This is a genomic window from Pseudomonas sp. WC2401 (genome assembly GCF_041200115.1).
GTDB lineage: Bacteria > Pseudomonadota > Gammaproteobacteria > Pseudomonadales > Pseudomonadaceae > Aquipseudomonas > Aquipseudomonas fragi.
This window is the reverse complement of sequence record NZ_CP165623.1, coordinates 948,367-973,764: the sequence shown is the minus strand read 5'-3', so window position 1 is coordinate 973,764 and position 25,398 is coordinate 948,367. Positions and strand designations below refer to the sequence as shown.

General features: G+C 61.2%; 21 protein-coding genes. 15 read left to right on the top strand and 6 right to left on the bottom strand.

Features of this window, described 5'->3' with window-relative positions; translation table 11 throughout:
- The first annotated feature begins 56 nt into the window (after window positions 1-56).
- The 9 genes from betA (at window position 57) to AB3G35_RS04325 (ending at window position 12,923) form a co-directional block, all read left to right on the top strand.
- Window positions 57-1,760 carry a choline dehydrogenase gene (betA, locus tag AB3G35_RS04365; RefSeq protein WP_016782587.1) on the top strand — a complete coding sequence of 568 codons (1,704 nt, stop codon included), beginning with the start codon at window positions 57-59 and terminating at the stop codon, window positions 1,758-1,760.
- Between the two features lie 293 nt (window positions 1,761-2,053).
- Entirely contained in the window at window positions 2,054-2,749 is a 696-nt protein-coding gene (locus AB3G35_RS04360; RefSeq protein ID WP_047278180.1) for an RraA family protein, read from the top strand.
- A gap of 132 nt (window positions 2,750-2,881) precedes the next feature.
- A complete protein-coding gene (locus tag AB3G35_RS04355; protein WP_369782336.1) occupies window positions 2,882-4,324 on the top strand; it encodes a TldD/PmbA family protein in 1,443 nt (480 codons plus the stop codon).
- Entirely contained in the window at window positions 4,324-5,661 is a 1,338-nt protein-coding gene (locus tag AB3G35_RS04350; RefSeq protein WP_369782335.1) for a TldD/PmbA family protein, read from the top strand. Before AB3G35_RS04355 ends, AB3G35_RS04350 begins: the two co-directional genes overlap by 1 nt.
- A 124-nt stretch (window positions 5,662-5,785) precedes the next feature.
- Window positions 5,786-7,216, top strand: a complete 1,431-nt coding sequence (mdtD, locus tag AB3G35_RS04345) for a multidrug transporter subunit MdtD (RefSeq protein WP_016782591.1) — start codon at window positions 5,786-5,788, stop codon at window positions 7,214-7,216.
- Window positions 7,217-7,366: 150 nt separating this feature from the next.
- The gene (gene dbpA, locus AB3G35_RS04340) at window positions 7,367-8,704 is read left to right on the top strand and encodes an ATP-dependent RNA helicase DbpA (RefSeq protein WP_228795946.1); all 1,338 of its coding nucleotides are present in this window, start codon (window positions 7,367-7,369) and stop codon (window positions 8,702-8,704) included.
- A 154-nt stretch (window positions 8,705-8,858) separates the two neighbouring features.
- Entirely contained in the window at window positions 8,859-10,037 is a 1,179-nt protein-coding gene (locus AB3G35_RS04335) for an NAD(P)/FAD-dependent oxidoreductase (RefSeq protein ID WP_106115627.1), read from the top strand.
- 185 nt (window positions 10,038-10,222) lie between these two features.
- A complete protein-coding gene (yccS, locus tag AB3G35_RS04330) occupies window positions 10,223-12,397 on the top strand; it encodes a YccS family putative transporter (RefSeq protein WP_083369727.1) in 2,175 nt (724 codons plus the stop codon).
- Between the two features lie 64 nt (window positions 12,398-12,461).
- On the top strand, window positions 12,462-12,923 hold the full coding sequence (locus AB3G35_RS04325; protein WP_088378737.1) for a GNAT family N-acetyltransferase: 462 nt from the start codon (window positions 12,462-12,464) through the stop codon (window positions 12,921-12,923).
- On the opposite strand, the gene AB3G35_RS04320 is transcribed toward AB3G35_RS04325, so the two are convergent.
- Complete coding sequence (locus AB3G35_RS04320; RefSeq protein WP_016782595.1) at window positions 12,914-13,210, bottom strand: helix-turn-helix domain-containing protein; 297 nt, start codon at window positions 13,208-13,210, stop codon at window positions 12,914-12,916. The genes AB3G35_RS04325 and AB3G35_RS04320 overlap by 10 nt on opposite strands.
- Window positions 13,211-13,345: 135 nt before the next feature.
- Entirely contained in the window at window positions 13,346-13,846 is a 501-nt protein-coding gene (locus tag AB3G35_RS04315) for a M48 family metallopeptidase (RefSeq protein ID WP_324708333.1), read from the bottom strand.
- 187 nt (window positions 13,847-14,033) lie between these two features.
- Here AB3G35_RS04315 and AB3G35_RS04310 point away from each other — a divergent pair, with 187 nt between their 5' ends.
- Window positions 14,034-14,432, top strand: a complete 399-nt coding sequence (locus tag AB3G35_RS04310) for a hypothetical protein (protein ID WP_016782597.1) — start codon at window positions 14,034-14,036, stop codon at window positions 14,430-14,432.
- An 89-nt stretch (window positions 14,433-14,521) separates the two neighbouring features.
- On the opposite strand, the gene rpoH is transcribed toward AB3G35_RS04310, so the two are convergent.
- The 4 genes from rpoH to ftsY form a co-directional block, all read right to left on the bottom strand.
- On the bottom strand, window positions 14,522-15,376 hold the full coding sequence (gene rpoH, locus AB3G35_RS04305) for an RNA polymerase sigma factor RpoH (RefSeq protein ID WP_016782598.1): 855 nt from the start codon (window positions 15,374-15,376) through the stop codon (window positions 14,522-14,524).
- Window positions 15,377-15,489: 113 nt separating this feature from the next.
- Window positions 15,490-16,512, bottom strand: a complete 1,023-nt coding sequence (gene ftsX / locus AB3G35_RS04300) for a permease-like cell division protein FtsX (protein ID WP_083369726.1) — start codon at window positions 16,510-16,512, stop codon at window positions 15,490-15,492.
- On the bottom strand, window positions 16,509-17,180 hold the full coding sequence (gene ftsE / locus AB3G35_RS04295) for a cell division ATP-binding protein FtsE (RefSeq protein WP_016782600.1): 672 nt from the start codon (window positions 17,178-17,180) through the stop codon (window positions 16,509-16,511). Before ftsE ends, ftsX begins: the two co-directional genes overlap by 4 nt.
- Entirely contained in the window at window positions 17,177-18,619 is a 1,443-nt protein-coding gene (gene ftsY, locus AB3G35_RS04290) for a signal recognition particle-docking protein FtsY (protein WP_369782334.1), read from the bottom strand. Before ftsY ends, ftsE begins: the two co-directional genes overlap by 4 nt.
- Before the next feature lie 356 nt (window positions 18,620-18,975).
- Here ftsY and AB3G35_RS04285 point away from each other — a divergent pair, with 356 nt between their 5' ends.
- The 5 genes from AB3G35_RS04285 to AB3G35_RS04265 all read left to right on the top strand — a co-directional run bounded on the left by AB3G35_RS04285 (window position 18,976) and on the right by AB3G35_RS04265 (window position 25,329).
- Entirely contained in the window at window positions 18,976-20,328 is a 1,353-nt protein-coding gene (locus AB3G35_RS04285; RefSeq protein WP_016782602.1) for a pitrilysin family protein, read from the top strand.
- On the top strand, window positions 20,321-21,811 hold the full coding sequence (locus tag AB3G35_RS04280; protein WP_088378733.1) for a pitrilysin family protein: 1,491 nt from the start codon (window positions 20,321-20,323) through the stop codon (window positions 21,809-21,811). Before AB3G35_RS04285 ends, AB3G35_RS04280 begins: the two co-directional genes overlap by 8 nt.
- Window positions 21,811-22,407, top strand: a complete 597-nt coding sequence (rsmD, locus tag AB3G35_RS04275) for a 16S rRNA (guanine(966)-N(2))-methyltransferase RsmD (RefSeq protein ID WP_016782604.1) — start codon at window positions 21,811-21,813, stop codon at window positions 22,405-22,407. Before AB3G35_RS04280 ends, rsmD begins: the two co-directional genes overlap by 1 nt.
- A 125-nt stretch (window positions 22,408-22,532) precedes the next feature.
- A complete protein-coding gene (locus AB3G35_RS04270) occupies window positions 22,533-23,885 on the top strand; it encodes a M16 family metallopeptidase (RefSeq protein WP_369782333.1) in 1,353 nt (450 codons plus the stop codon).
- Window positions 23,872-25,329: a pitrilysin family protein gene (locus AB3G35_RS04265; RefSeq protein ID WP_203304344.1), complete on the top strand. Its 1,458-nt coding sequence runs from the start codon at window positions 23,872-23,874 to the stop codon at window positions 25,327-25,329. The genes AB3G35_RS04270 and AB3G35_RS04265 overlap by 14 nt, the downstream gene beginning before the upstream one ends.
- The last annotated feature ends 69 nt before the right edge of the window (window positions 25,330-25,398 follow it).

Genomic DNA, 25,398 nt, shown 5'->3' with positions numbered 1-25,398 from the left:
ATCGCGAGCAAGCCCGCTCCCACGGGTTCTGCCATCACTTCCAAGAGGGTGCATTTATGTCCCAAGAATTCGATTACATCATCATTGGTGCCGGCTCTGCCGGTAACACCCTGGCGACCCGTCTGACTGAAGACCAGGGCGTCACCGTGCTGCTGCTTGAAGCAGGCGGCCCGGACTACCGCTTCGACTTCCGTACCCAGATGCCTGCCGCACTGGCGTTCCCGCTGCAAGGCCGCCGCTACAACTGGGCCTTCGAGACCGACCCGGAACCGCACATGGACAACCGTCGCATGGAATGTGGTCGCGGCAAGGGCCTGGGCGGCTCGTCCCTGATCAACGGCATGTGCTACATCCGCGGCAACGCGATGGACTATGACGGCTGGGCAAAAATGCCAGGCCTGGAAGACTGGGATTACCTCAGCTGCCTGCCGTACTTCCGCAAGGCCGAAACCCGCGACATCGGCCCTAACGACTACCACGGTGGCGATGGCCCGGTCAGCGTGACCACGCCAAAAGCCGGCAACAACGTATTGTTCCACGCCATGGTTGAAGCCGGCGTACAAGCCGGCTACCCGCGCACCGAAGACCTGAACGGCTACCAGCAGGAAGGTTTCGGCCCGATGGACCGTACCGTGACGCCCAACGGCCGTCGCGCCAGCACCGCCCGCGGCTACCTGGACACGGCCAAGCAGCGTTCGACCCTGAAAATCGTCACCCACGCCCTGACCGACAAGATCCTGTTTGAAGGCAAGCGTGCGGTAGGCGTGTCCTACATGGTCGGCGACAGCGACACCCGTATCCAGGCCAAGGCGCGTAAAGAAGTACTGCTGTGCAGCGGCGCCATCGGTTCGCCGACCGTGCTGCAACGTTCCGGTGTCGGCCCGGCCGAACTGCTCAACAGCCTCGACATCCCGGTGGTTCACGACCTGCCGGGCGTTGGCCGGAACCTGCAGGACCACCTTGAGCTGTACCTGCAATACGCCTGCACCCAGCCGGTTTCCCTGTACCCGTCACTGTTGTGGTGGAACCAGCCGGCCATCGGTGCAGAGTGGATGTTCCTGGGCAAGGGCATCGGCGCCAGCAACCAGTTCGAAGCCGGTGGTTTTATTCGCACCCGCGAAGAATTCGAATGGCCGAACATCCAGTACCACTTCCTGCCGGTAGCGATTAACTACAACGGCAGCAATGGCGTGAAAGAGCACGGTTTCCAGGCGCACATGGGTTCCATGCGCTCGCCGAGCCGTGGCCGGATCAACGTGAAGTCCAAGGACCCGCGCGAGTACCCGAGCATCCTCTTCAACTACATGGCGAGCGAGCAGGACTGGCAGGAATTCCGTGACGGCATCCGCCTGACCCGCGAAATCATGCAGCAGCCGGCACTGGATGCTTACCGTGGCCGTGAAATCAGCCCGGGCATCGACAAGCAGACCGACGAAGAGCTGGATACCTTTATCCGCGAACACGCCGAAACCGCTTTCCACCCGTCGTGCTCGTGCAAGATGGGCACCGACGAGATGGCCGTGGTCGACGCTGAAGGCCGTGTGCACGGGATGCAGGGGCTGCGTGTGGTCGATGCCTCGATCATGCCGCTGATCACCACCGGCAACCTCAATGCGCCGACGATCATGATCGCCGAGAAAATCGCCGACAAGATCCGTGGCCGCCAGCCGGAACCACGCAGCACTGCTGCTTACTACGTTGCAGGCGACGCACCGGTGCGCGGCAAGCCACTGCGTGAAGTAAGCCGTACCGCGCAGTAAGCACTGTCCGTAGCAGTTGACGAGCGGAGCGAGGCTACGTCCGGCGGCACAACCGTCGTAAATTCAGGTGACGCGGTTTTTCCGATGAATCGCGTCATCTGGTTTCACGGTCGCTTCGCAACCGGACGCAGCCTCGTTCCTTCGGCAGCTGCTACGAATATTGTGTAACTCTTGAGTTTCATCTTGCCCCGCTTGCCCCGGCCTCAACGCAGGCACTACTCTAGTACCTCGCTTCGCGCCACACCCCCCCGCCCCACCCGACATGCCAGCCTTGCCTGGCCAAGAGGTTTTCTATGTTTGATGTTGTCTCTTCGAGCAAATGGCCGACCGGCTTTCTGATTAATCCAAACGCAGAACCTCTCGATCCAAAATGGCTTACCGAATTCAGCAAGATCCCCGCAGCCGCTGTCAGTGACTGTCTGGGCCGCAACGTCGGCGGTCTGGGCCTGAAGTCTTTCCACGGCAATCGGCCGATGCTGGGCAGCGCCCTGACCGTTCGCGTACGCCCGGGCGACAACCTGATGATCCTCAAAGCCATGCAAATGGCCCGCCCTGGCGATGTGCTGGTGATCGACGGCAGCGCCGACCTGACCCGTGCCGTATTCGGCGGCATCATGCGCGCCATGGCCCTCAAGGCCGGGATTGTCGGCGTGGTGATCAACGGCGCCCTGCGCGACCTCGACGAATGGCAAACCGGTGAACTGCCGGCCTACGCCATTGGCGGCGTACACCGCGGCCCGAGCACTGACGGCGGCGGCGAAATCAACGTGCCAATCTCGTGTGCCGGCATGCTGGTAATGCCAGGCGACCTGATGATTGGCGATGGTGACGGCGTGGTTGCGGCTTCGCGCAGTGAACTGCCGGAATTGCTGATCCGTTGCCACGACCTGCTGGCGCGTGAACAGGCAACGCTCAAGGCAATCGAAGAAGGCACCCTGGACCCGGACCGTTTTGACGCCATCCTGCGCGCCAAGGGTTGCCCGGTTTAACACGCTACGCGCCCCCCTGTGGGAGCGGGCTTGCTCGCGATGGCATCGGCGCGGTCCAGCGGGTTAACCGCACTGCCTGCATCGCGAGCAAGCCCGCTCCCACAGACCCACCAAGTCCAAGGAGGTCTGTGCATGTTCGATTTCTACCCTCAGCTCAAGCAGCGCTTTGACGCGCTGCGCACCCGAGCCGAGTTCTTTTCGTTACGTTATGTACGCGAGTCCGGGCAATACCTGTCGGTACGCAAGAACGTCGCAGAGCCTCCCTCATTCAGTCACGACCAGGGCGCCATGCTGACCGTGCGGTTGCGCGGTATCGAGGCTTATGCCGCCACCAATGACCTGTCCCAGGCCGGTCTGCAGGCCGCGCTTGATCGCGCCGAAACCCAGGCCCAACTGATCGCCGGGCATGCCCTGCTCAACCTGAGCCAGGAACCGGTGTCCCATGAGCGCGCCGACTTTTTCTCCCCAGACCTCGACCAGGCCTTCCCGTCACTGAGTGAGTGCTTCGAGCTGCTGGGCGCCGAATCAGCCGCCGTGCCCAAGGACGAGCGGCTGGTGAGCTGGGCAGTTTCACTGGGCCTCAATCACGTCGAACAGATTTACCTGAACAGCGCCGGCGCCGAACTGCGCCGCGCCCAGCGTTTTGTCTACCCGGGCATGAGCGTCACCGCCTATGACGGTAACGACAGCCAGAGCCGCAGCCTGGGCCGCGAGAACTTTGGCCAGCAAGGTGGCGCCGATGTGATCAGCCGCTGCGGGCTGATCGGCGCCGCACCCCAGGTCGCCGACCAGGCCCTGCAATTGCTGCTGGCGCCCAATGCCCCGGCGGGCAAGCGCGACCTGCTGCTGATGCCCGACCAGATGATCCTGCAAATCCACGAATCCATCGGCCACCCGCTGGAGTTGGACCGCATTCTCGGTGACGAGCGCAATTACGCAGGCACCAGCTTCGTCAAGGCCAGCGACTTCGGCAGCCTGCAATACGGCTCAAAATTGCTGAACGTGACCTTCGACCCGACCATCCCCGAGGAACTCGCCAGCTACCGCTTCGACGACGACGGCACCCCGGCCTACAAGGAGTATCTGATCCGCGAAGGCCTGCTGCTACGCCCGCTGGGCGGCGCACTGTCGCAGTTCCGCTCGGGCCTGGAAGGCGTGGCCAACAGCCGCGCCTGCGGCTGGAACCGACCGCCGATCGACCGCATGGCCAACCTCAATATCGAGCCCGGCGACCAGTCGCTGGTGCAAATGATTGGCGGTATCGAAAGCGGCATCCTGATGGCCACCAACCGCTCGTGGTCGATTGACGATGCGCGCAACAAGTTCCAGTTCGGTTGCGAATGGGGCCAGTTGATCGAAAACGGCGAACTCAAGGGCGTGGTCAAGAACCCCAACTACCGGGGCATTTCCGACCAGTTCTGGCGCAACCTCAGCGCCGTGGGCGACGCCAGTACCTTCAAGGTGCTGGGCACGCCCAACTGCGGCAAGGGTGAGCCCAACCAGGTGATTCGCGTGGGCCATGCGTCCCCGGCCTGTGTGTTCAGTCAAATCGATGTGTTTGGAGGTGATGCCTGATGAGTACCCCATTGAGTCAGGCCGGGCAGTTCAAGGCGTTGGCCGAGTGGCTGGGCAAGGCGATCCGCCCGCCCGAGCAATTCACCCTGGGCTATAACGGCGAAGCCTCGGAATTTATCCGCTTCAACAAGGGCAAGGTGCGTCAGGCCGGGCAAGTGCAACAGGCCAGCCTGAGCCTGAAGCTGATCCACGATGGCCGCCACGCCGATGTGAGCCTTACCCTGGCCGGTGAGTCGAATGTCGATAAACACCGCCTGGCCGAAGCGCTGCAGCAACTGCGCGACACCTTGCCGTTACTGCCCGTCGACCCGTACCTGCTGCTCAACCCGCAGCCGTGGCACAGCCATGCCGAGCAGAGCCAGCCCCTGCCGGACACGGCCCGGGTTCTGGAGGAAATTCGCAGCGCATCCAGGGGCGTTGATCTGGTCGGGTTTTATGCCAGCGGCCCGATCAGCTACGGCTACGCCAGCTCCGAAGGCGCTTTTGGCTGGCATCAGGCCAACAGTTTCAACTTCGACTGGAGCCTGTTCCACAGCAACGGGCAGGCGGTCAAGGCCAGCTACGCCGGTGCCGACTGGGACAGCGAGCGTTTCGCCCGGCGCATGCAACTGGCCCGCGAGCAACTGGGTTTTCTGGATCGCCCGCTGCACGCCCTGGCGCCCGGTGAATACCGCGCCTATCTGGCCCCGGCCGCGCTGGAGGAAGTGATGAGCATGCTGTGCTGGGGCGGTTTTTCGGCCCAGGCCCTGGCCAGCAAATCCAGCCCGCTGCAAAAGCTCTACGCAGGGGATGCCCAGCTGAGCCCGTTGGTGTCGTTTGACGAGCAGGTCAGCCAGTCCCTGAGCCCGGCGTTCTCCGGCGAAGGCTACCCGCGTCAGGACTTGTCGCTGGTCAAGCACGGCAAGGCCGAGCAGCAACTGGTGAGTTCGCGCAGTGCCGCCGAGTATGGCCTTGAGGTCAACGGCGCGCCGGAACACGAAGCACCGAGCGCGCTGGCAATGGCGGCAGGGACGCTGGAACAGGCCGACATCCTCAAGCAGTTGGGCACCGGGCTGTATATCAGCAACCTGTGGTACCTGAACTACTCGGACCAGCCGGCCGCACGCCTGACCGGCATGACCCGCTTTGCCACCTTCTGGGTCGAGAACGGCGAGATAAAGGCCCCGGTCAACACCATGCGGTTTGATGACAGCGTCTATAGTCTGCTGGGTTCGCAACTGGAAGCACTGACCGCCGAGCGCGAGCTGCTGCTGTCGGCCAGCACCTACGACCAGCGCCAGACGGCGTCAAACCTGCTGCCGGGAGCGCTGATCAAAAAGCTCACGCTGACGCTGTAACACCTGTGGGAGCGGGCTTGCTCGCGATGGAATCGCCGCGATTCACCTGGAAAACCCGGGTGTCTGCATCGCGAGCAAGCCCGCTCCCACAGAGGATTATCGACAATCCATAAAAAGAGGTCCTATGCCCGTACGCCCGGTTCTAAGCCCTGAAACCCTGCGCTGGTTGCCGTGGGTGGTGGCCATCGCGTTTTTCATGCAGTCGCTCGATGGCACCATCCTCAACACTGCCCTGCCCGACATGGCCCTCGACCTGAAGGAAAACCCGCTGCGCATGCAGGGCGTGATCGTTGCCTACATGCTCACCGTGGCCCTGCTGATCCCCGCCTCGGGCTGGATCGCCGACCGCTTCGGCACCAAGAAAATTTTCTTCAGCGCCATCCTGCTGTTCAGCTTTGGCTCGTTGCTCTGTGCCCTCTCCGGCACCCTCAACGAGCTGATCGGCGCACGGATCATCCAGGGCCTGGGGGGCGCCCTGATGCTGCCCATCGGCCGGCTGGTGGTGCTCAAGGCCTACCCGCGCTCGGAGCTGGTGCGGATCATGGGCTTTATCACCATCCCCGGCCTGCTCGGCCCGCTGATCGGCCCCACGATGGGCGGCTGGATGGTGCAGTACCTGAGCTGGCACTGGATCTTCCTGATCAACCTGCCCGTGGGCATTCTCGGCTGCTGGGCGGTATGGCACTTCATTCCGGATTTGCGCGGCAGCGAACGTACCCGTTTCGACGGCCTGGGTTTTGTGCTGTTTGGCGCGGCGATGGTGTTTATCACCATTGCCATGGAAGGCCTGGGCGAGCTGCATATGCCGCACCTGCGGGTGATGCTGCTGCTGTTTGCGGGCATGGCGTGCCTGGCAGCGTACTGGCTGCGCGCGGGCAATATCAGCAACCCGCTGTTCTCCCCGGTGCTGTTTAAAACCAAGACCTTCGCGGTGGGCATCCTCGGTAACCTGTTCGCCCGCCTGGGCAGCGGCGCCCTGCCGTTTCTGGTGCCGCTGCTGTTGCAAGTCGCACTGGGCTATTCACCGTCGCAGGCCGGGATGAGCATGCTGCCTTTGGCCGCGGCTGCGATGCTGGCCAAATGGGTGGCAAGGCCGCTGATCGAACGCGTGGGCTATCGCACGGTGCTGACGGCCAACACCTTCGCCCTGGGCCTGATGCTGGCCAGCATGGGCCTGGTGACCGAACACACGCCTTACCCGCTGTTGCTGTCTATGTTGGCCGTGCTGGGGGCGATCAACTCGTTGCAGTTCACCGCCATGAATACCGTGACCCTGATCGACCTCGACGACGCCAGCGCCAGCAGCGGCAACAGTTTGCTGTCGGTGGTGGCGCAGCTGTCCTTGAGCCTGGGCGTGGCTTGCGCCGGGGCATTGCTCGGCGGCTTTACCGGGGATGGTGGCAGCGATGGCGTAGACACCGTGCTGGGCGCGTTCCAGCTGACCTTCCTGACGGTGGGGATCATGGCCATGCTGGCAGCGGCGATTTTCCTGCAATTGTCACCCCAGGACGGGCGTAAACCCAAGGCCAACTCGGAGCATGAGCTGGAACATTAAGCTGCTTTTTATGCAGAACTGGATGACATCTCGTCCAGAATGTTCAGGCAAAGGGCATGGGACTGGTACACTGCGCGACATTTTGTTTTGCAGGCCAGTCCCGTGACCACCATTGCCACCGCTTTTAATACTCTGCCTCTGTCCGCCGCCATGCTGGCTAACCTCGACTCCCTCGGTTATGCCCAGATGACGCCGATTCAGGCGCAGAGCTTGCCGGTGATCCTCAAAGGCATGGACCTGATCGCCCAGGCCAAGACCGGCAGTGGCAAAACTGCCGCCTTCGGCATCGGCCTGCTGAACCCGATCAACCCGCGCTTCTTCGGCTGCCAGGCCCTGGTGATTTGCCCGACCCGCGAACTGGCTGACCAGGTTGCCAAGGAAATCCGCCGTCTGGCCCGCGCCGAAGACAACATCAAGGTGCTGACCCTGTGCGGCGGCGTGTCGTTCGGCCCGCAGATCGGTTCGCTGGAACACGGCGCACACATCATCGTCGGCACCCCGGGCCGTATCCAGCAGCACTTGCGCAAAGGTTCGCTGGTACTGGACGGCCTGAACACCCTGGTACTGGACGAAGCTGACCGCATGCTCGACATGGGCTTCTATGACGCCATCGAAGACATCATTGTCAAAACCCCGGAGCGTCGCCAGACCCTGCTGTTCTCGGCCACCTACCCGGCCGGTATCAAGCAGCTGTCGTCCAAGTTCATGCGCAACCCTCAGCAGGTAAAAGCCGAGGCGCTGCACACTGACAGCCAAATTGAACAACGCTTCTACGAAATCTCGCCTGAAGAGCGCATGAGCGCCGTGACCAAGGTGCTGGGCCACTTCCGCCCGCAGTCTTGCGTAGCGTTCTGCTTCACCAAGCAGCAAGTGCAGGAAACCGTTGATCACCTGACCTCCAAGGGCATTTCCGCTGTCGGCCTGCATGGCGACCTGGAACAGCGCGACCGTGACCAGGTGCTGGCGATGTTTGCCAACCGCTCGACTTCAGTACTGGTAGCCACCGACGTGGCGGCGCGTGGTCTGGACATCGACGCGCTGGACATGGTGCTCAACGTTGAGCTGGCCCGCGACTCGGAAATCCATATTCACCGTGTTGGCCGTACCGGCCGTGCCGGTGAAAAAGGCGTGGCCATCAGCCTGGTTGCTCCGTCCGAAGCGCACCGCGCCCAGGCCATCGAGCAGTTGCAGAAAGCTCCGCTGAACTGGGAAACCCTGGATACCCTGACCTCTCAGGGCGGCGCACCGTTGCTGCCGGCCATGAGTACGCTGGTGATCGGTGCAGGTCGTAAAGACAAGGTTCGTCCAGGTGACATTCTCGGCGCCCTGACCGGCGACGCGGGTATCCCAGGTGCCCAGGTCGGCAAGATCGCTATCTTTGACTTCCAGGCTTATGTGGCTGTGGATCGCACCATCGCCAAACAGGCCGCCCAGCGCCTGAGCGAAGGCAAAATCAAAGGCCGCGTATTGCGCGTGCGGGTTTTGTAAATAATCGCCTGAACAACAGCGATCAAATGTGGGAGCGGGCTTGCTCGCGATGCAAACAACTCGGCTCATCTGAATGACCGGGGTGCTGCAATCGCGGGCAAGCCCGCTCCCACATCAGGTTTGCACTGACCATAAATTTTGTGAGGACACCGCTTTGCGCTCTACCGACGTTGTGATTATTGGCGCTGGCGCCGCAGGCTTGATGTGCGCACTGACCGCCGCCAACCGCGGGCGCAAGGTGATGCTGATCGACCACGCCAACAAGGCCGGCAAAAAGATCCTGATGTCGGGCGGTGGCCGCTGCAACTTCACCAACATGTACACCGAGCCGAATAATTTCCTGTCGCAGAACCCGCACTTCTGCAAATCGGCCCTGGCCCGCTACACCCAGTGGGACTTTATCGAGATGGTCGCCAAACACGGCGTGCCCTATCACGAGAAAAAACTCGGCCAGCTGTTCTGCGATAACAAATCCAGCGACATCCTCGAAATGCTCCTTGGCGAGTGCAAACAGGCGGGCGTCAGCCTGCACCTGGACACATCGGTCGAGCAGATCGAAAAAACCGACAACGGCTACAGCCTCAACACTACGCTGGGTCCGGTTGACTGCCAGTCGCTGGTGGTTGCCACCGGCGGGCTGTCGATCCCGACCCTGGGCGCGACAGGTTTCGGTTATCAAATCGCCAAACAGTTCGGCCACACCTTGCTGCCGACCCGCGCAGGCCTGGTGCCGTTCACCATCACCGATCAGCTCAAGGAAATCTGCACCGAGCTGTCGGGCACGTCGGTGGACTGCCTGGTGAGCTGTAACGATCAAAGCTTTCGCGAAAATATCCTGTTTACCCATCGCGGTTTGAGCGGGCCGGCAATCTTGCAGATTTCCTCGTTCTGGAATCCGGGCGACACGGTTGAAATCAATCTGCTGCCCGACCTCGACGCCTTGAGCTGGCTGCAAACCCAGCAGGCTGAACGCCCCAACAGTGAGTTGAAAACCCTGCTGGGTGAAATCTTCACCAAGAAAATGGCCAACCTGCTGGCCGAGCACTGGTTCGAATCCAAGCCAATGAAGCAGTACACCCCGGCAGAACTGGCGCAGGTGGCGGACAAACTGGCGTGCTGGAAAGTGGTACCAGCCGGCACCGAAGGCTATCGCACCGCGGAAGTGACCCTGGGCGGGGTCGATACCCGCGAAGTGTCGTCCAAGACCATGGAATCGCTGAAAAGCCCCGGTCTGTATTTTGTCGGCGAAGTGCTGGATGTCAGCGGCCATCTGGGCGGTTTCAACTTCCAGTGGGCGTGGGCCTCGGGGTATGCGGCGGCGCAGTACGTCTGACCTGAGCCAGCGCCAACCGCATCGCGAGCAAGCCCGCTCCCACAGGAATATCGCTGTTCCTGTGGGAGCGGGCCTGCTCGCGATGGGCCTTTGCATAAATATTTTTGGTTCGATGTGACAGCCCCATTGCGCTGTCGTCTTATCTGGCTCAAGTTAGCGAATCACGAGCCAGGCACCGCCACTTCATGTCATCGAAAAGCTTTCAGCATTCCTTGCGTCGCCTGTGGGCACTGGACAAGTTCAGTTACAGCGTGCGGGTATTTGTCGCCCTGACCGGCAGCATGGCTTTTTGCTGGTATCAGGATGAGATGTCGCTGCTGATCCCGCTATTTCTGGGGATTATCGCCAGCGCCCTGTCTGAAACCGATGACAGCTGGCAGGGCCGCCTCAACGCCCTGCTGGTGACCCTGGTGTGTTTCACCGCCTCGGCCCTGAGTGTCGAACTGCTTTTCCCCTACCCCTGGCTGATGGTCTGCGCGCTGGCCCTGGCCAGTTTCGGCCTGACCATGCTCGGGGCATTGGGCGAACGCTACGGGGCGATTGCCTCGGCCACACTGATCCTGGCCGTATACACCATGATCGGCGTGGACCAGCGCGGCGGCGAAGTCACCAACTTCTGGCATGAACCCTTGCTGCTGGTGGCCGGTGCGGCCTGGTACGGGATACTGTCGGTGCTGTGGCAGGCCCTGTTCTCCAATCAACCGGTGCAACAGAGCCTGGCCCGGCTGTTCTGGGAACTGGGGCTGTACCTGAAGATCAAGTCGGCGCTGTTCGAGCCCATCCGCAAGCTGGACGTGGAAGCGGGCCGCCTGGAACTGGCCCGGCAAAACGGCCGGGTGGTGGCAGCGCTGAACACCGCCAAGGAGATCATCCTGCACCGGGTCGGCAACACCCGGCCAGGCTCCAAGCTCAGCCGCTACCTCAAGCTGTATTTTCTCGCGCAGGACATCCATGAGCGCGCCAGTTCGTCCCATTACCCGTACAACGCCCTGGCCGATGCCTTCTTCCACAGTGATGTGATGTTCCGTTGCCAGCGCCTGCTGCGCCAGCAGGGCGTGGCCTGCCAGCGGCTGTCGGAATCGATCAAGCTGCGCCAGCCGTTCGTCTATGACGACAGTTTTGCCGAGGCCCTGGGCGACCTGCATGCCTCCCTCGAACACCTGCGCATCCAGAGCAACCCGGCCTGGCGCGGGCTGTTGCGTTCACTGCGGGCACTGGCCGCCAACCTGGGCACCCTCGATCGCCTGTTGAGCGATGCAAGCAACCCCGACACCCTGGCCGATGCCACCGACAGCAGCCTGCTGGACCGTTCGCCGCGTAACCTCAAGGATGTCTGGTCGCGCCTGCGCCAGCATCTGACGCCAACGTCGCTGATCTTTCGCCACGCCCTGCGCCTGCCTCTGGCGCTGAGCATCGGCTTTGCGATGGTGCACTGGATTCACCCCAGCCAGGGCTACTGGATCATCCTCACCACACTGTTCGTGTGCCAGCCAAGCTATGGCGCCACGCGGCGCAAGTTCAGCCAGCGGATTATCGGCACCGCCATCGGCCTGGCCGTGGGCTGGGCGCTGTTCGATCTGTTTCCCAACCCGCTGGTGCAGTCGATGTTTGCCGTGGTGGCCGGAGTAGTGTTCTTTATCAACCGCACCACGCGCTACACCCTGAGCACGGCGGCCATCACCCTGATGATCCTGTTTTGCTTCAACCAGGTGGGCGATGGCTACGGGCTGTTCCTGCCGCGCCTGTTCGACACCCTGGTGGGCAGCGTGATCGCGGCAGCAGCGGTGTTCCTGTTCCTGCCCGACTGGCAGGGCCGTCGCCTCAATCAGGTGCTGGCCAATACCCTGAGCTGCAACAGCCAGTACCTGCGCCAGATCATGCAGCAATACGCCCAGGGCAAAAGCGACAGCCTGGCCTATCGGCTGGCACGGCGTAACGCCCACAACGCCGATGCGGCGCTGTCGACCACCCTGGCCAATATGCTGATGGAACCCGGGCACTTCCGTAAGGATGCCGATATGGGCTTTCGTTTTCTGGTGATGTCCCACACCTTGCTCAGCTACCTGTCTGGTCTGGGCGCCCACCGCGACACCGTATTGCCCGCCGAGGTGCGCGAACAGTTGATTGAAGGGGCCGGGAGCAAGATTGCCGACAGCATCGACCAGATTGCCCAGGGCCTGGCCACCAAGCAGGCGGTTGCGGTGCAAAGTGACGAGGAAGAGACCCTGGCCGGCGAGCTTGAACAAATGCCGGACGAAATCGATGAGAACCAGAGGCTGGTGCAAACCCAACTGGCGCTGATCTGCCGCCAGCTCGGGCCGCTGCGCACCCTGGCCGCGCATTTGGTCAAGGCACCTTAGGCCTTGGCGCCAGTCGGTATCGCGCCTACTATCGGGGCATGAACTCGCCAACAAGGACAAGATCGTGACCACCGACTGGCTCTGCAAACACCACAACGACCTGGGCAAGGAACAGCTCTACGCCATTCTCGAATTACGCTCCAAAGTATTTGTCGCCGAGCAGAAATGCGCTTATCAGGACGTCGACGGGCAGGACCTGACGGGCGATACCCTGCATGTGATGGGCTGGCAAGACGACCAGCTGGTGGCGTATGCCCGCATCCTCGACCCCGAGTCCCAGGGCGGTGACGTGGTCATTGGTCGCGTGATCGTTGCCGTCGAGGGTCGCGGGCAAAAGCTTGGGCATACCCTGCTTGAACAGGCCCTGGAAAACATCGAAGAATACTGGCCGGGGCAGCCCGTGTTCCTGTCGGCCCAGGCGCACCTGCAACCTTTCTATGAGCAACACGGGTTCAGTGTTCAGGGCGAGATGTACCTGGAAGACAACATCCCGCACATCGGCATGCGCCTGACAGCTCAGGGGTAACCCAGCACCTGCTTGATCTGCACCAGGTGCCCGCCGACCCAGGCTTTGTCCACCGGGCCCCAGCTGCGGATCAGGTAGCGTCCGGCGTGGTTGCGGGCGCCGTCCTGCTGTTCAAACTCGCAGATGATGTCCAGATCCGCCAGGGCCGCAATGGTGTCCTGCGCGGTACGGCGCGGCATGCCGGTCACCTCGGTGAGTGCCGGTACGCTGCTGGCGGTCTGGCTGTCGATCAGCCAGGCCACGTACAAGCGCCGGTAAAAACTGCTTTTGGTTTTACTGACTTCCATTCAGAACTCCTGCCCGCCTGTACGGGCCCGGCGCGCGTGGGAGCGGGCTTGCTCGCGATTAAATCGCTGCGGTTCGGCAGTTGTACCGAGGCGACCATATCGCGGGCAAGCCCGCTCCCACACACAAAGTAAGTGTCAGTGTTTGCCCTGCATATCCCGCCACGTCAGGTAAACACGCAGATCAAACTCCAGCTGGTGATAACCCGGCAACATGTGCTCGCATAACTTGTAGAACGCCTTGTTGTGGTCCGACTCTTTCAAGTGGGCCAGCTCGTGAACCACGATCATGCGCAAAAACTCGGGCGCCGCTTCCTTGAACAGCGAAGCTACGCGCAGCTCCTTCTTGGCCTTGAGCTTGCCGCCCTGGACCCGTGAAATGGCCGTATGCAAGCCCAGCGCACGGTGGGTCAGGTCGAGTTTGTTATCAAACAGCACCTTGTCAAAAGACGGCGCATTGCGCAGGTATTCCTGTTTGAGTTCCTGAGCGTAGGCATACAAGGCTTTGTCGCTTTGCACCGCATGACGCTGTGGGTAACGCTCGCTCAGGTAATCGCCCAGCTGCTCGCGCGCAATCAATTGGCGCACCTGCTCTTGCAAGGTCTGGGGGTAAGCCTGGAGGTATTTGAGAACAGTCATGGGCGCCAACGCACAGCGTAAAAGTGCACCAGTGTAGCGAATTCACTCCTCAGACGCCCATGTCAGACATTTACGCTGCCAAAAGGCAGACGCTTCCGAGAAAGCGTGGCGCCTGCAAGGGCTGCTTGCAGGCCGGAAACTCGCAAGGCTATCTTCACCAGTCGCCGATGATCCGCGTGGAAGAGACATGAAAAAGACGACGCACGACGATCCCAAAGCCAGTCACCCTCCCCGTGATGATCATCAGCACGATGAGGCCACCCGCAGCCTGTTTGAGGCCCTGCAGCAGGCCCCGCGGGTATCCCTCGCCAACCTCAAGCCCACTCGGGTGCACAAGGTAAGCGCCACATCACCTTTTGCCGTGCAACCTGATATTCGGGCAATAGAGGCCCTGTCCCATGTGTCGCTGATGCTCAAAAGTGCAGAAGAGGTGTCGGATGAAATCACCGTTCATGCCAGTGGCATAGAGCGCGGGCTGGTATGGTCGCTGGTGCATTCGGTGGAGATGTCCCGCTCGCTGGTCGATGCCCTGCTCAGGGCAAATGGTGTGGACCCTGAGCAGCTTAAAGCACAACCGTCCCGCTAACCCTGCACAGAGCAGGCTGGCCAGGGGCGCTCAAACAGCACAAACAAAAACGCCCCGATCAGATCGGGGCGTTTATTTGTCGGGCCGGATTAAGCGGCAATCGACAGTTTGAGCTTGTTCATCGCGCTTTTTTCCAGCTGACGAATCCGCTCCGCAGACACATTGTACTTCTGTGCCAGGTCGTGCAGCGTGGCTTTGTCTTCAGCCAACCAGCGCTGATACAAAATGTCACGGCTGCGGTCGTCCAGCACTTCCAGCGCTTCGTGCAGGTTGCTGGTGGAGTTATCGGTCCAGTCAGCATCTTCCAGTTGGCGCGCCGGGTCGTACCGGTGGTCTTCCAGGTAATTGGCTGGCGACTGGAACGCACTGTCGTCGTCAGCTTCGGCTGCCGGGTCGAACGCCATGTCATGACCGGTCAGGCGGCTTTCCATCTCGCGCACTTCACGAGGCTCTACACCGAGGCTTTCAGCCACACGATGCACTTCGTCGTTGTTCAGCCACGCCAGGCGTTTTTTCTGGCTGCGCAGGTTGAAAAACAGTTTGCGCTGGGCCTTGGTGGTCGCGACTTTCACGATCCGCCAGTTACGCAGGATGAACTCGTGGATCTCTGCCTTGATCCAGTGCACCGCGAACGACACCAGACGCACGCCCATTTCTGGGTTAAAGCGTTTGACCGCCTTCATCAGGCCGACGTTGCCTTCCTGGATCAGGTCAGCCTGAGCCAGGCCATAGCCCGAATAACTACGGGCAATGTGTACAACAAAACGCAGGTGGGCGAGCACCATCTGCCGAGCCGCCCCCAAATCCTGCTCATAGTAGAGACTCTCGGCCAGTTCACGCTCCTGCTCCGGTGTCAGCAGTGGAATGCTGTTCACCGTATTGACATAGGCCTCGAGGTTCGCACCAGGGACCAACGCATACGCAGGTTGCAAAGAAGTGGTCATACGAAAAAACCTCCGTCTCACATAACTCGTGCAGTTCAGCACTGCGAAAGTTGACCGGAAACCTGAAAAAAAGTTCCCAAAAAAAGCTGAAAAGGTCAACAGGTGTCAAGACACTACTTGGGCGAAAGCTCACGCAAATGCCGCGCTACTGCAATCCATGCACCGATATACCCTAACAGCACCGCGCCAAGCAAGAGAGACAGACCATCGGCTACCGGCACGCCCGCCAGGGCAAAGTTGCTGCCGTACAAACCGGCCAACCCCACCACCGCGTCGTTAAGCCAGTTCAGGCCGAATGCCAGAACTCCCCACGAAAGTACACCGGCACCAAAGCCATAAAGCGCACCCATATAAAGAAAGGGCCTGCGTACATAGCTGTCAGTGCCGCCAACCAGCTTGATGACCTCGATTTCGATACGACGATTCTCGATATGCAAACGAATCGTATTACCGATAACCAGCAGCAAAGCCGATACCAGCAATACAGTCAAGCCAAACACGAAACGGTCACCCAATTTCAGGATGGCCGCCAGGCGCTCGACCCAGACTAGATCAAGTTGCGCCTGTTGCACTTTTGGCAACTGCGCCAGGCGCTCACGAAGAGCTTCCAGGGTGGCTTTATCGACCTCGGCCGGGGTAACCAGCACCACGCCAGGCAACGGGTTGTCGGGCAGCTCTTTAAGCGCTTCGCCCAGCCCTGACTGCTGCTGGAACTCTTCAAGGGCTTTTTCGCGGCTGATAAATTCTGCGTCAGCCACCCCCGCCATACCTTTTATCTGATCGCTGAGATTTTCACCCTGCTCGCTGCTGGCATCCATCTGCAAGTACAACGAAATCTGCGCCGCGCGCTGCCAGGAACCGCCCAGGCGCTCGACGTTGTTGAGCAACAACGACAGGCCCATCGGCAAGCTCAGGGCAACGGCCATCACCAGGCAGGTGAAAAAGCTGCCAATGGGCTGTTTGCCCAGGCGCTTGAGGCTGTCGAGCAAGCTCGCACGGTGGGCTTCAACCCAGGCGTGAAACAACATGGCGAAGGTCGGGCCATCGTCATCATCGTGTTTTTTCTTCGGCGGCTGCGGATCGGCGGCCTTGGGCGCTACGCGTTCGGACACTTTGGGGCTGCGGGTGGCACTCATTGCGCGGCCTCCCCGTCACCGATCAGGCGCCCGCGCTGCAAGGTCAGCATGCGATGGCGCATGCGGGCGATCAGTGCCAGGTCATGGCTGGCAATCAGTACGCTGGTGCCCAAACGGTTGATGTCTTCAAATACGCCCATGATTTCCGCCGCCAGACGCGGGTCGAGGTTACCGGTGGGTTCATCGGCCAGCAGCAAGGCCGGGCGATGCACGATGGCGCGGGCAATGCCGACACGTTGTTGCTGGCCCGTGGACAAGTCGCCCGGGTACAGATCGGTTTTATCCGACAGCGCCACGCGCTCCAGCGCCGAATCGACACGCTTGGCGACTTCAGCCTTGGACAAGCCGAGAATTTGCAGGGGCAAGGCGACGTTGTTGAACACCGTGCGATCAAACAGCAACTGGTGGTTCTGGAACACCACACCGATCTGACGACGCAAAAAAGGGATCTGCGCGTTGCTGATCTGCCCCAGGTCCTGCCCTGCCAACAGCAATTTGCCGCTGGTGGGGCGTTCCATCGCCAGCAGCAGGCGCAACAGCGTGCTTTTGCCTGCGCCGGAGTGGCCGGTCACAAAGAGGAACTCGCCTCGACGAACCCGAAAGCTCAGCTCGTGCAGGCCCACGTGTCCATTTGGATAGCGCTTACCGACCTGCTCGAAACGAATCATGGACGCTCCCGCTCCGCAAACAGAGCCTGGACAAAGGGTTCGGACTCAAAATCACGCAAATCATCGATGCCTTCACCCACCCCGATATAACGGATAGGGATATTGAATTGCTTGGCCAGGGCGAAAATCACCCCGCCCTTGGCCGTGCCATCGAGCTTGGTCAGCGCCAGGCCTGTAAGGGCAACGGTCTGATCGAACTGTTTGGTCTGGCTGATGGCGTTCTGCCCGGTACCGGCATCCAGCACCAGCAGCACTTCGTGGGGAGCGTCTTCGTCAAGTTTGCCCATGACCCGGCGAACTTTCTTGAGCTCTTCCATCAGGTTGTCTTTGGTGTGCAGGCGACCGGCGGTATCGGCGATCAGCACGTCGATGCCACGGGCTTTGGCAGCTTGCACGGCGTCAAAAATCACCGACGCAGAATCTGCACCGGTGTGCTGAGCAATCACTGGGATATGGTTGCGTTCGCCCCACACCTGCAACTGCTCAACAGCAGCGGCACGGAAGGTATCACCGGCCGCCAGCATGACTTTCTTGCCTTCAAGCTGCAGTTTTTTCGCCAGCTTGCCGATGGTGGTGGTTTTACCCGCACCGTTGACGCCCACTACCAGAATCACGAATGGCTTGTTTTGCGACTCGATTTTCAGCGGCTGTTCAACCGGCTTGAGCATGGCCGCCAGCTCTTCCTGCAGCGACTTGTACAGTGCGTCGGCATCGGTCAACTGCTTGCGCGCGACCTTCTGCGTCAGGTTCTTGATGATCACCGAGGTGGCTTCAACGCCCACGTCGGCGGTCAGCAGGCGGGTTTCGATTTCTTCGAGCAGATCGTCATCGATGGCCTTTTTGCCCAGGAACAGGCTGGCCATGCCTTCGCCAATACTGGCGCTGGTCTTGGACAAGCCTTGCTTGAGGCGGGCGAAAAAGCCGGTTTTTTGCTCGGGCGCGGCCACTGGCGCGGGGGCAGGGGCCTCAACCACGACTGCAGGTGCAGGTGCAGGTGCAGGTGCAGGCACGACCACAGGTGCCACAACGGCAACTGGCTCTGGCTCTGGCTCTGGCTCTGGCTCTGGCTCTGGCTCTGGCTCTACAACAGTCTCGACCACCTCAGGCACTTCAACCACAGGCTCGGGGATTGGCGGCACGATATGCGGCGCTTGCACATCCTCCACCAGCGCCACCGGTTCTTCGGCAACGGGCAAGTGCGGCCAGGGCGCAGGCTCAGGGGCCACTTCAACAACAGGCTCAGCGGCCACCACGACCACTTCGGGCGCGGCCTCGACCACCACCGGGGCGGCCTCAATCAGCGGCTCAGGGGTGATTTCGGGCGCAGGCGCGGGCTGTTCCACGACGGTTTCCTGCGGCTTTCTGCGCAGCCATCCGAACAGGCCTTTTTTCTCGCCAGCCGCAGCTGGGTTCTTCTTGTCGTCGTTGGAACCAAACATGGAGGACGGCTATCTCATCGTAGCGACGCGCCACTGTGGCGCCTCGGCAAATAATATTCGGTGTGAAACAGACTGTAATTTTGTCAGCTTGTTCGCACGCAACTGTAGTCAGAGGGTAAAACACACCTCGTAAACTTCGTCTTAACTCGGGTCTGTCACGGGAAAGTCGGCAAAAATGCGAAATTTACCGGGATACATCCACACTTCCAAGCGGGCTCCTATACTGCCCGATCAAACGTCGTCTGATCGTCAAAGGCCTGATAGGCGTGGCCGCCAGTAAAACGGATCAGTATCCTAGCACCTCCTCACCCGCAGACGCTAAGGCCGAACGGGTAGCCCAACAGGTTAAAAAACGAATGAATCTAGCCCGCCGCGCTGCTGGCCTGTTGCTCAGCACAGTTTTATTACCGCTTTCGGCCCTGGCGGCCGAACCGCAGCCCACCCACGAATTCCGCCTGGACAATGGCCTCAAGGTCATCGTGCGCGAAGACCATCGCGCCCCTGTGGTGGTTTCCCAGGTCTGGTACAAGGTGGGCTCAAGCTATGAGACGCCCGGCAAGACCGGCCTGTCCCACGCCCTTGAGCACATGATGTTCAAGGGCAGCAACAAGGTTGGCCCCGGTGAAGCCTCGTTGATCCTGCGCGACCTTGGCGCCCAGGAAAACGCCTTCACCAGCGATGACTACACCGCCTATTACCAGGTGCTCGCCCGCGACCGCCTGGGCGTGGCCTTTGAACTTGAGGCCGACCGCATGGCCAGCCTTCGCCTGCCGCCTGAAGAATTCAAGCGCGAGATCGAAGTCATCAAGGAAGAGCGCCGCCTGCGGACCGACGACCAGCCCATGAGCAAAGCCTACGAGCTGTTCAGCGCGATGGCCTTCCCTTCCAGCGGCTACCACACCCCGACCATCGGCTGGATGGTGGACCTGGAGCGCATGAGCGTTGGTGAACTGCGCGCCTGGTACGAAGAATGGTATGCCCCCAACAACGCCACGCTGGTGGTTGTCGGGGACGTGACACCGGACGAAGTCAAAGCCCTGGCCCAGCGCTACTTCGGCAAGGTGCAAAAACGCGAGATCCCTGTCGCGAAAATCCCGCTGGAGCTGCCCACCCCGGGTGAGCGCCTGCTCAAGATCCACGTTCAGACCCAACTGCCAAGCCTGATGCTGGGCTTTAACGTACCGAGCATCGCGACTGCCAAAGACCCTGTCACCGCCAATGCCCTGCGCCTGATTTCCGCGCTGCTGGATGGCGGCTACAGCGCACGCATGCCAACGCAACTGGAGCGTGGTGAAGAACTGGTCTCCGGCGCATCGTCCAGCTACAACGCATTCACCCGTGGCGACAGCCTGTTTATGCTTTCGGCAATGCCCAACAGCCAGAAAAAAGTCACCATGGCCCAGGCTGATGCCGGCTTGTGGCGCTTGCTCGACGACTTGAAAAAAACCCCGCCTACCGCTGAAGAGCTGGAGCGTGTGCGAGCCCAGGTGATTGCCGGCCTGGTCTACGAGCGCGACTCGATCACCAGCCAGGCCACTTCGATCGGCCAGCTGGAAACCGTCGGCCTGTCGTGGAAGCTGATGGACTCCGAACTGGCCGACCTGCAGAAGGTCACCCCGGCCGATATCCAGCAAGCTGCCCGTACCTATTTCACTCGCGACCGTCTGAGCGTTGCGCATGTACTGCCCGAGGAGAAAACCCATGAGTGAGCGTAAAGGCCCCCGCTACGCCCTGCTCGGTCTGAGCGCCGCCATACTGGTTGGCGCACTCGGCTATTTTTTGACCAACCCTGAGCAATCGGTTGCCAGCCAGGCGCTGGACCAGGCCAAGACCGAGCACAAGCTCGAATCCCTGGCCGAGCTCGACGGCAAGGCGCCCAGCCACCGCGCGCTGAACGTGCAAACCTGGAAAACCGCCGAAGGCTCCAAAGTACTGTTCGTCGAAGCCCGGCAACTGCCGATGTTCGACCTGCGCCTGACCTTCGCCGCCGGCAGCAGCCAGGACGACAACACCCCCGGCCTGGCCTTGCTGACCAACGCCATGCTTAACGAAGGCGTGGCCGGCAAGGATGTCGGCGCCATCGCCCAGGGCTTTGAAGGCCTGGGCGCAGACTTCAGCAATGGCGCTTACCGCGACATGGCCGTGGCCTCGTTGCGCAGCCTGAGCGATGTGGATAAACGCACCCCGGCGCTCAATCTGTTTGCCGAGGTGGTGGGCAAGCCCACGTTCCCCGCAGACTCCCTGGCGCGGATCAAGAACCAGCTACTGGCCAGCTTCGAGTTCCAGAAACAGAACCCCGGCAAACTGGCCAGCAATGAGCTGTTCAAGCGCCTGTACGGCAACCACCCGTATGCCCACTCAAGCGATGGCACGGCTGAAAGCATCACTTCGATCACCATCGACCAGCTCAAGGCCTTCCACAACAAGGCCTACACTGCTGGCAATGCGGTGATCGCGATCGTTGGCGACCTGTCCCGTGCTGAAGCCGAGGCTATCGCGGCCCAGGTGTCCGCCGCGCTGCCCAAAGGCCCGGCGGTTGCCAAGACCGTGCAGCCGAGCGAGCCCAAGGCTGGCGAAACCCATATCGAGTTCCCGTCCAAACAGACCCACCTGCTGCTGTCGCAACTGGGTATCGACCGTGACGACCCCGACTATGCCGCACTGGCGCTGGGCAACAGCATCCTGGGCGGTGGCGGTTTCGGCACGCGCCTGATGACTGAAGTCCGTGAAAAACGCGGCCTGACCTACGGCGTGTACTCCGGCTTCAGCCCGATGCAGGCTCGCGGCCCGTTCATGATCAACCTGCAGACCCGTGCCGAACTGAGCGAAGGCACGCTCAAACTGGTGCAAGACATTTTGGCCGACTACCTGAAAAATGGTCCGACGCAAAAAGAACTCGACGATGCCAAGCGTGAACTGGCTGGCAGCTTCCCGCTGTCCACTGCCAGCAACGCCGCCATCGTCGGCCAACTTGGCGCAATGGGCTTTTATGATTTGCCCCTGGATTACCTGGAAACCTTCATGCAGAAGTCCCAGGACCTGACCACCGAACAGGTCAAGGACGCCATGAACAAGCACCTGAGCGCCGACAAAATGGTCGTAGTGACCGCCGGCCCAACCGTGCCGCAAAAACCACTGCCACCACCTACCGACAAACCTTCAGAGCAACCTCTTGGGGTTCCGGAGCATTAATGGCAAAGCCAAAAAACACATCGCACTCCGGTGCGGGTCAGTTACGCATCATTGGCGGGGAATGGCGCAGCCGCAAGCTGGACTTCCCCCATGTAGAGGGCCTGCGCCCTACGCCCGATCGCGTGCGTGAAACCCTGTTCAACTGGTTGGCTCCGCATATCGGCGGCGCCAGGGTACTGGACGTTTTCGCCGGTAGCGGTGCGCTTTTCCTTGAAGCCATGTCCCGTGGCGCAGCCAAGGGCGTGGCACTGGACAGCAACCGCGATGCGATTTCCAACATCCGCGAAAACATGGGCATCCTGCGCTGCACCGTTGGCCAGGTGCAGCAGACCGACGCCCTGCGTTATCTGGATGCCACACCGAGCGAAACCTTTGACGTGGTATTCCTCGACCCGCCGTTCAACAAGGACCTGCTCAAGCCTGCCTGTGATCTGCTCGAGCAACGCGGCTGGCTGACCGAAGACGCCTGGGTCTACACCGAAAGCGAGTTGCGTCCGTCCGAGCTGGGCTTGCCTGCCAACTGGCGCCTGCACCGCGAGCAAAAAGCCGGTGGCGTGAACTACGCCCTGTGGCAGCGCGAAGCAACACAAGCCTGACGAACATGTAGCCGCTGCCGCAGGCAGCGACTACATATTTTTTCGCTCCACGATATCTATGTAACGCCCGCCTCCCCCCTCCCAAGCCCAATCTGTTCTGACGCTTACTCGTCAGGACACCTACCATGAAACACCCCCTCGCCGGGCTGGCTCTCGGCCTTGTGTTGCAACCGCTGACGGCCCTGGCCAGCAGCGAACCCTCCACTCACCGGTTCACCCTGGACAACGGCCTCAGGGTCATCGTCCACGAAGACCACCGCGCCGCCGTGGTGCATTCCCAACTCTGGTACCGGGTTGGCTCCAGCTATGAGCCGCCGGGCCAATCCGGCCTGTCCCATGCCCTGGAACATATGGTGTTCAAAGGCAGCAGCAAACTCTGCCCGGCGGAGTCCGATCACATCTTTCAAAGCCTGGGCATCTCCGACAATGCGGCGACGCAAAGCGATGCCACACTTTTCTTTCAAACCCTGCCACCTTACGCCCTGGCCGTCGCACTTGAAGTGATGGCCGACCAGATGAGCACCGCCCATCTGTCCGCCGTGCACTGGGAGGGTGAACGCGAAGTCATCAAAAGCGAACGCAGCGAAAGCGTCGACAACGACCCCCAGCAGCGGGCCCTGGAGTTGCCCCAGCGCCTGGCATTTCCTGCCAGCGCCTCTGGCAGCCCGGTGATCGGCTGGATGCACGATCTCGAACGCATGCATGTCGATGAACTCAAGCACTGGTACCAGAGCTGGTATGCCCCCAACAACGCCACGTTGATCATCGTCGGCGCGATCGACGCCGGGCAGGTCAAGGCGCTGGCCACCCGCTTTTTCGGCCCGATTGCCCAGCGCCAATTGCCTGCAATCAAACCCCCGCTCGAACTCGCAGCGCCAGGTGAGCGCAGCATCACCCAGTACATCGACCATCAAATCCCCAACCTGAGCATGACATTCAACGTCCCCAGCCTGAGCACCCAGACCGAGCCCCATACGGCAGCCGCACTGGAGCTGCTCAGCGAGGTGCTGGGAGGCGGTGACAGCTCGGCACTCAAAAGCCGGTTGTGGCGCGGTGAAGAGCTGGTCATCAGCGTCGACTCACACTACAGCGGCATCAGTCGCGGTGATGTGCTGCTCAGTATTTCCGCCACCCTCAACCTCGAAAAAATCAAAACCCTCAGCGAGGTGCAAGCGCGTATCTGGGAAGTGCTCGAATCACTGAAACACACACCGCCCTCCAGCAGTGACCTTGAGCGCGCCCGCACGCGGATCATTGCCCGGCAGGTGTTCAACCGGGACGACCTGCAAAGTCTGGCCCTGTATCTGGGCGAACTGGACATTGCCGGGCTGTCACCGGAGTACGACGAAAAGCGCCTGCAGACCCTGAAGGCAATCACCCCCGAAGACATCAGCCACGCCGCGCAAACCTTCCTGACCCGCGACCGCATGACCGTCAGCCATGTGCTGCCCAAGGAGTCTCGCCATGAATCTGAATAAGCCCCTGCCTGTCGCAGCCCGATGCGCCCTGTACGCCGCCCTGCTGCTCGCCCTGGTCACGCTCTGTACTCGCACACAGGCGCAGGCGCCCGCGCCACAGCTGCAATCGTTGCTTGAGTTAAGCCCCACGGCCCCCGTCACTCGCCTGCCAGCCATCAAGGCCTGGAAACTGGCTCAAGGCACCCGGGTGCTGTTTGTCGAAAACCACAACCTGGCCATGTTCGATCTACAGATCAGCTTTGCCGCCGGCAGCAACCAGGATGGCGACTCACCCGGCCTGGCCGCCACCGTGCTGAGCCTGTTCAACGAAGGCTCGGCACTCATGGACGCCAATGCCCTGGCCGAGGGGTTTGATCGCCTGGGCGTGGCCCTGGGCAACGGCATCAGCAAGGAACAGAGCTTTTTTACCCTGCGCAGCTTGAGCGCCCCGCACATCCGCGAACCGGCCATGCACCTGTTCACCGAGATGCTCGCCCGGCCGGGCTTTACCGTCGAAGGTCAGCGCCGGGTAAAAAACGAGCTGCTCACCCAGCTCAAAAAAGACCACGACGACCCCCACGCCCTGGCGCGCACATTGATCTACGACGAGCTGTACCCCGGGCAAGCGGTCGCCCGCTCCAGGTACGGTACGGCCGAGAGCCTTGAGCGCATTGATCAAGCTCAACTGGTGAATTTCTATCGCCGAGCCTATACCGCCGCCAACGCACAAATCGTGATCGTCGGCGACCTGACCCTGCAACAGGCACAGACCCTCAGCCGCTCACTGGCCAACGCCTTGCCTGCCGGGCCGGCACTGACCCGGCCATACGCAGTGGCAGCCCCGTCTACCCGCGGCAAAACCGTGCATATCGAAGATGAGGCCAGCCATACCCTGCTGATGATGGCCCAGAACGCAGTGCCCACCCAGCACCCTGACTGGGCAGCCATCCGTGCCGGGAACATCATGTTCAGCCACATTCTCAACGGCGATCTGCGCGAGGATCGCAGCATCACCTACGGCGTGCTATCGGACATTCCCAACGCACAAGGCCCGGCGCCCTGGGTCATCAGCCTCAATACCCCCTCACGCTACAGCCAAGGTGCTCTGGCCCGGATCAAGGCCCTGTTTGCCCAGTACCTGGAAGAAGGGCCCAGCGAAATACAGCTCAACGACGTCAAGCAGCACCTGCTGCGTGCCTTGCCCCAGCACACGGCCAGCAATCTGGAGATGCGCAATGAGCTGTCCATCATCGGCCGTTTTAACCAGCCCCTGACCTTCGACTACAAAAACCGGCAGATTCAGGCCCTTACCCGTGAGCAGATCAAGGCGGCCATGAACCGCCACCTCAGGGCTGACGGCTGGGTCAGCGTGACCGTCGGGCCTGACGTTGTACAACAACCCCTGCCGGATCCCATAGCACCGCAGACAGTAACGGCGCAAAGCTGCATGCCAGCCAACCGATAACCCCGCGGCCTGCACGCAACACTTGGGCGTCAGGCCATGATGTGGCAATTTAGACAACCGCCGTACCTG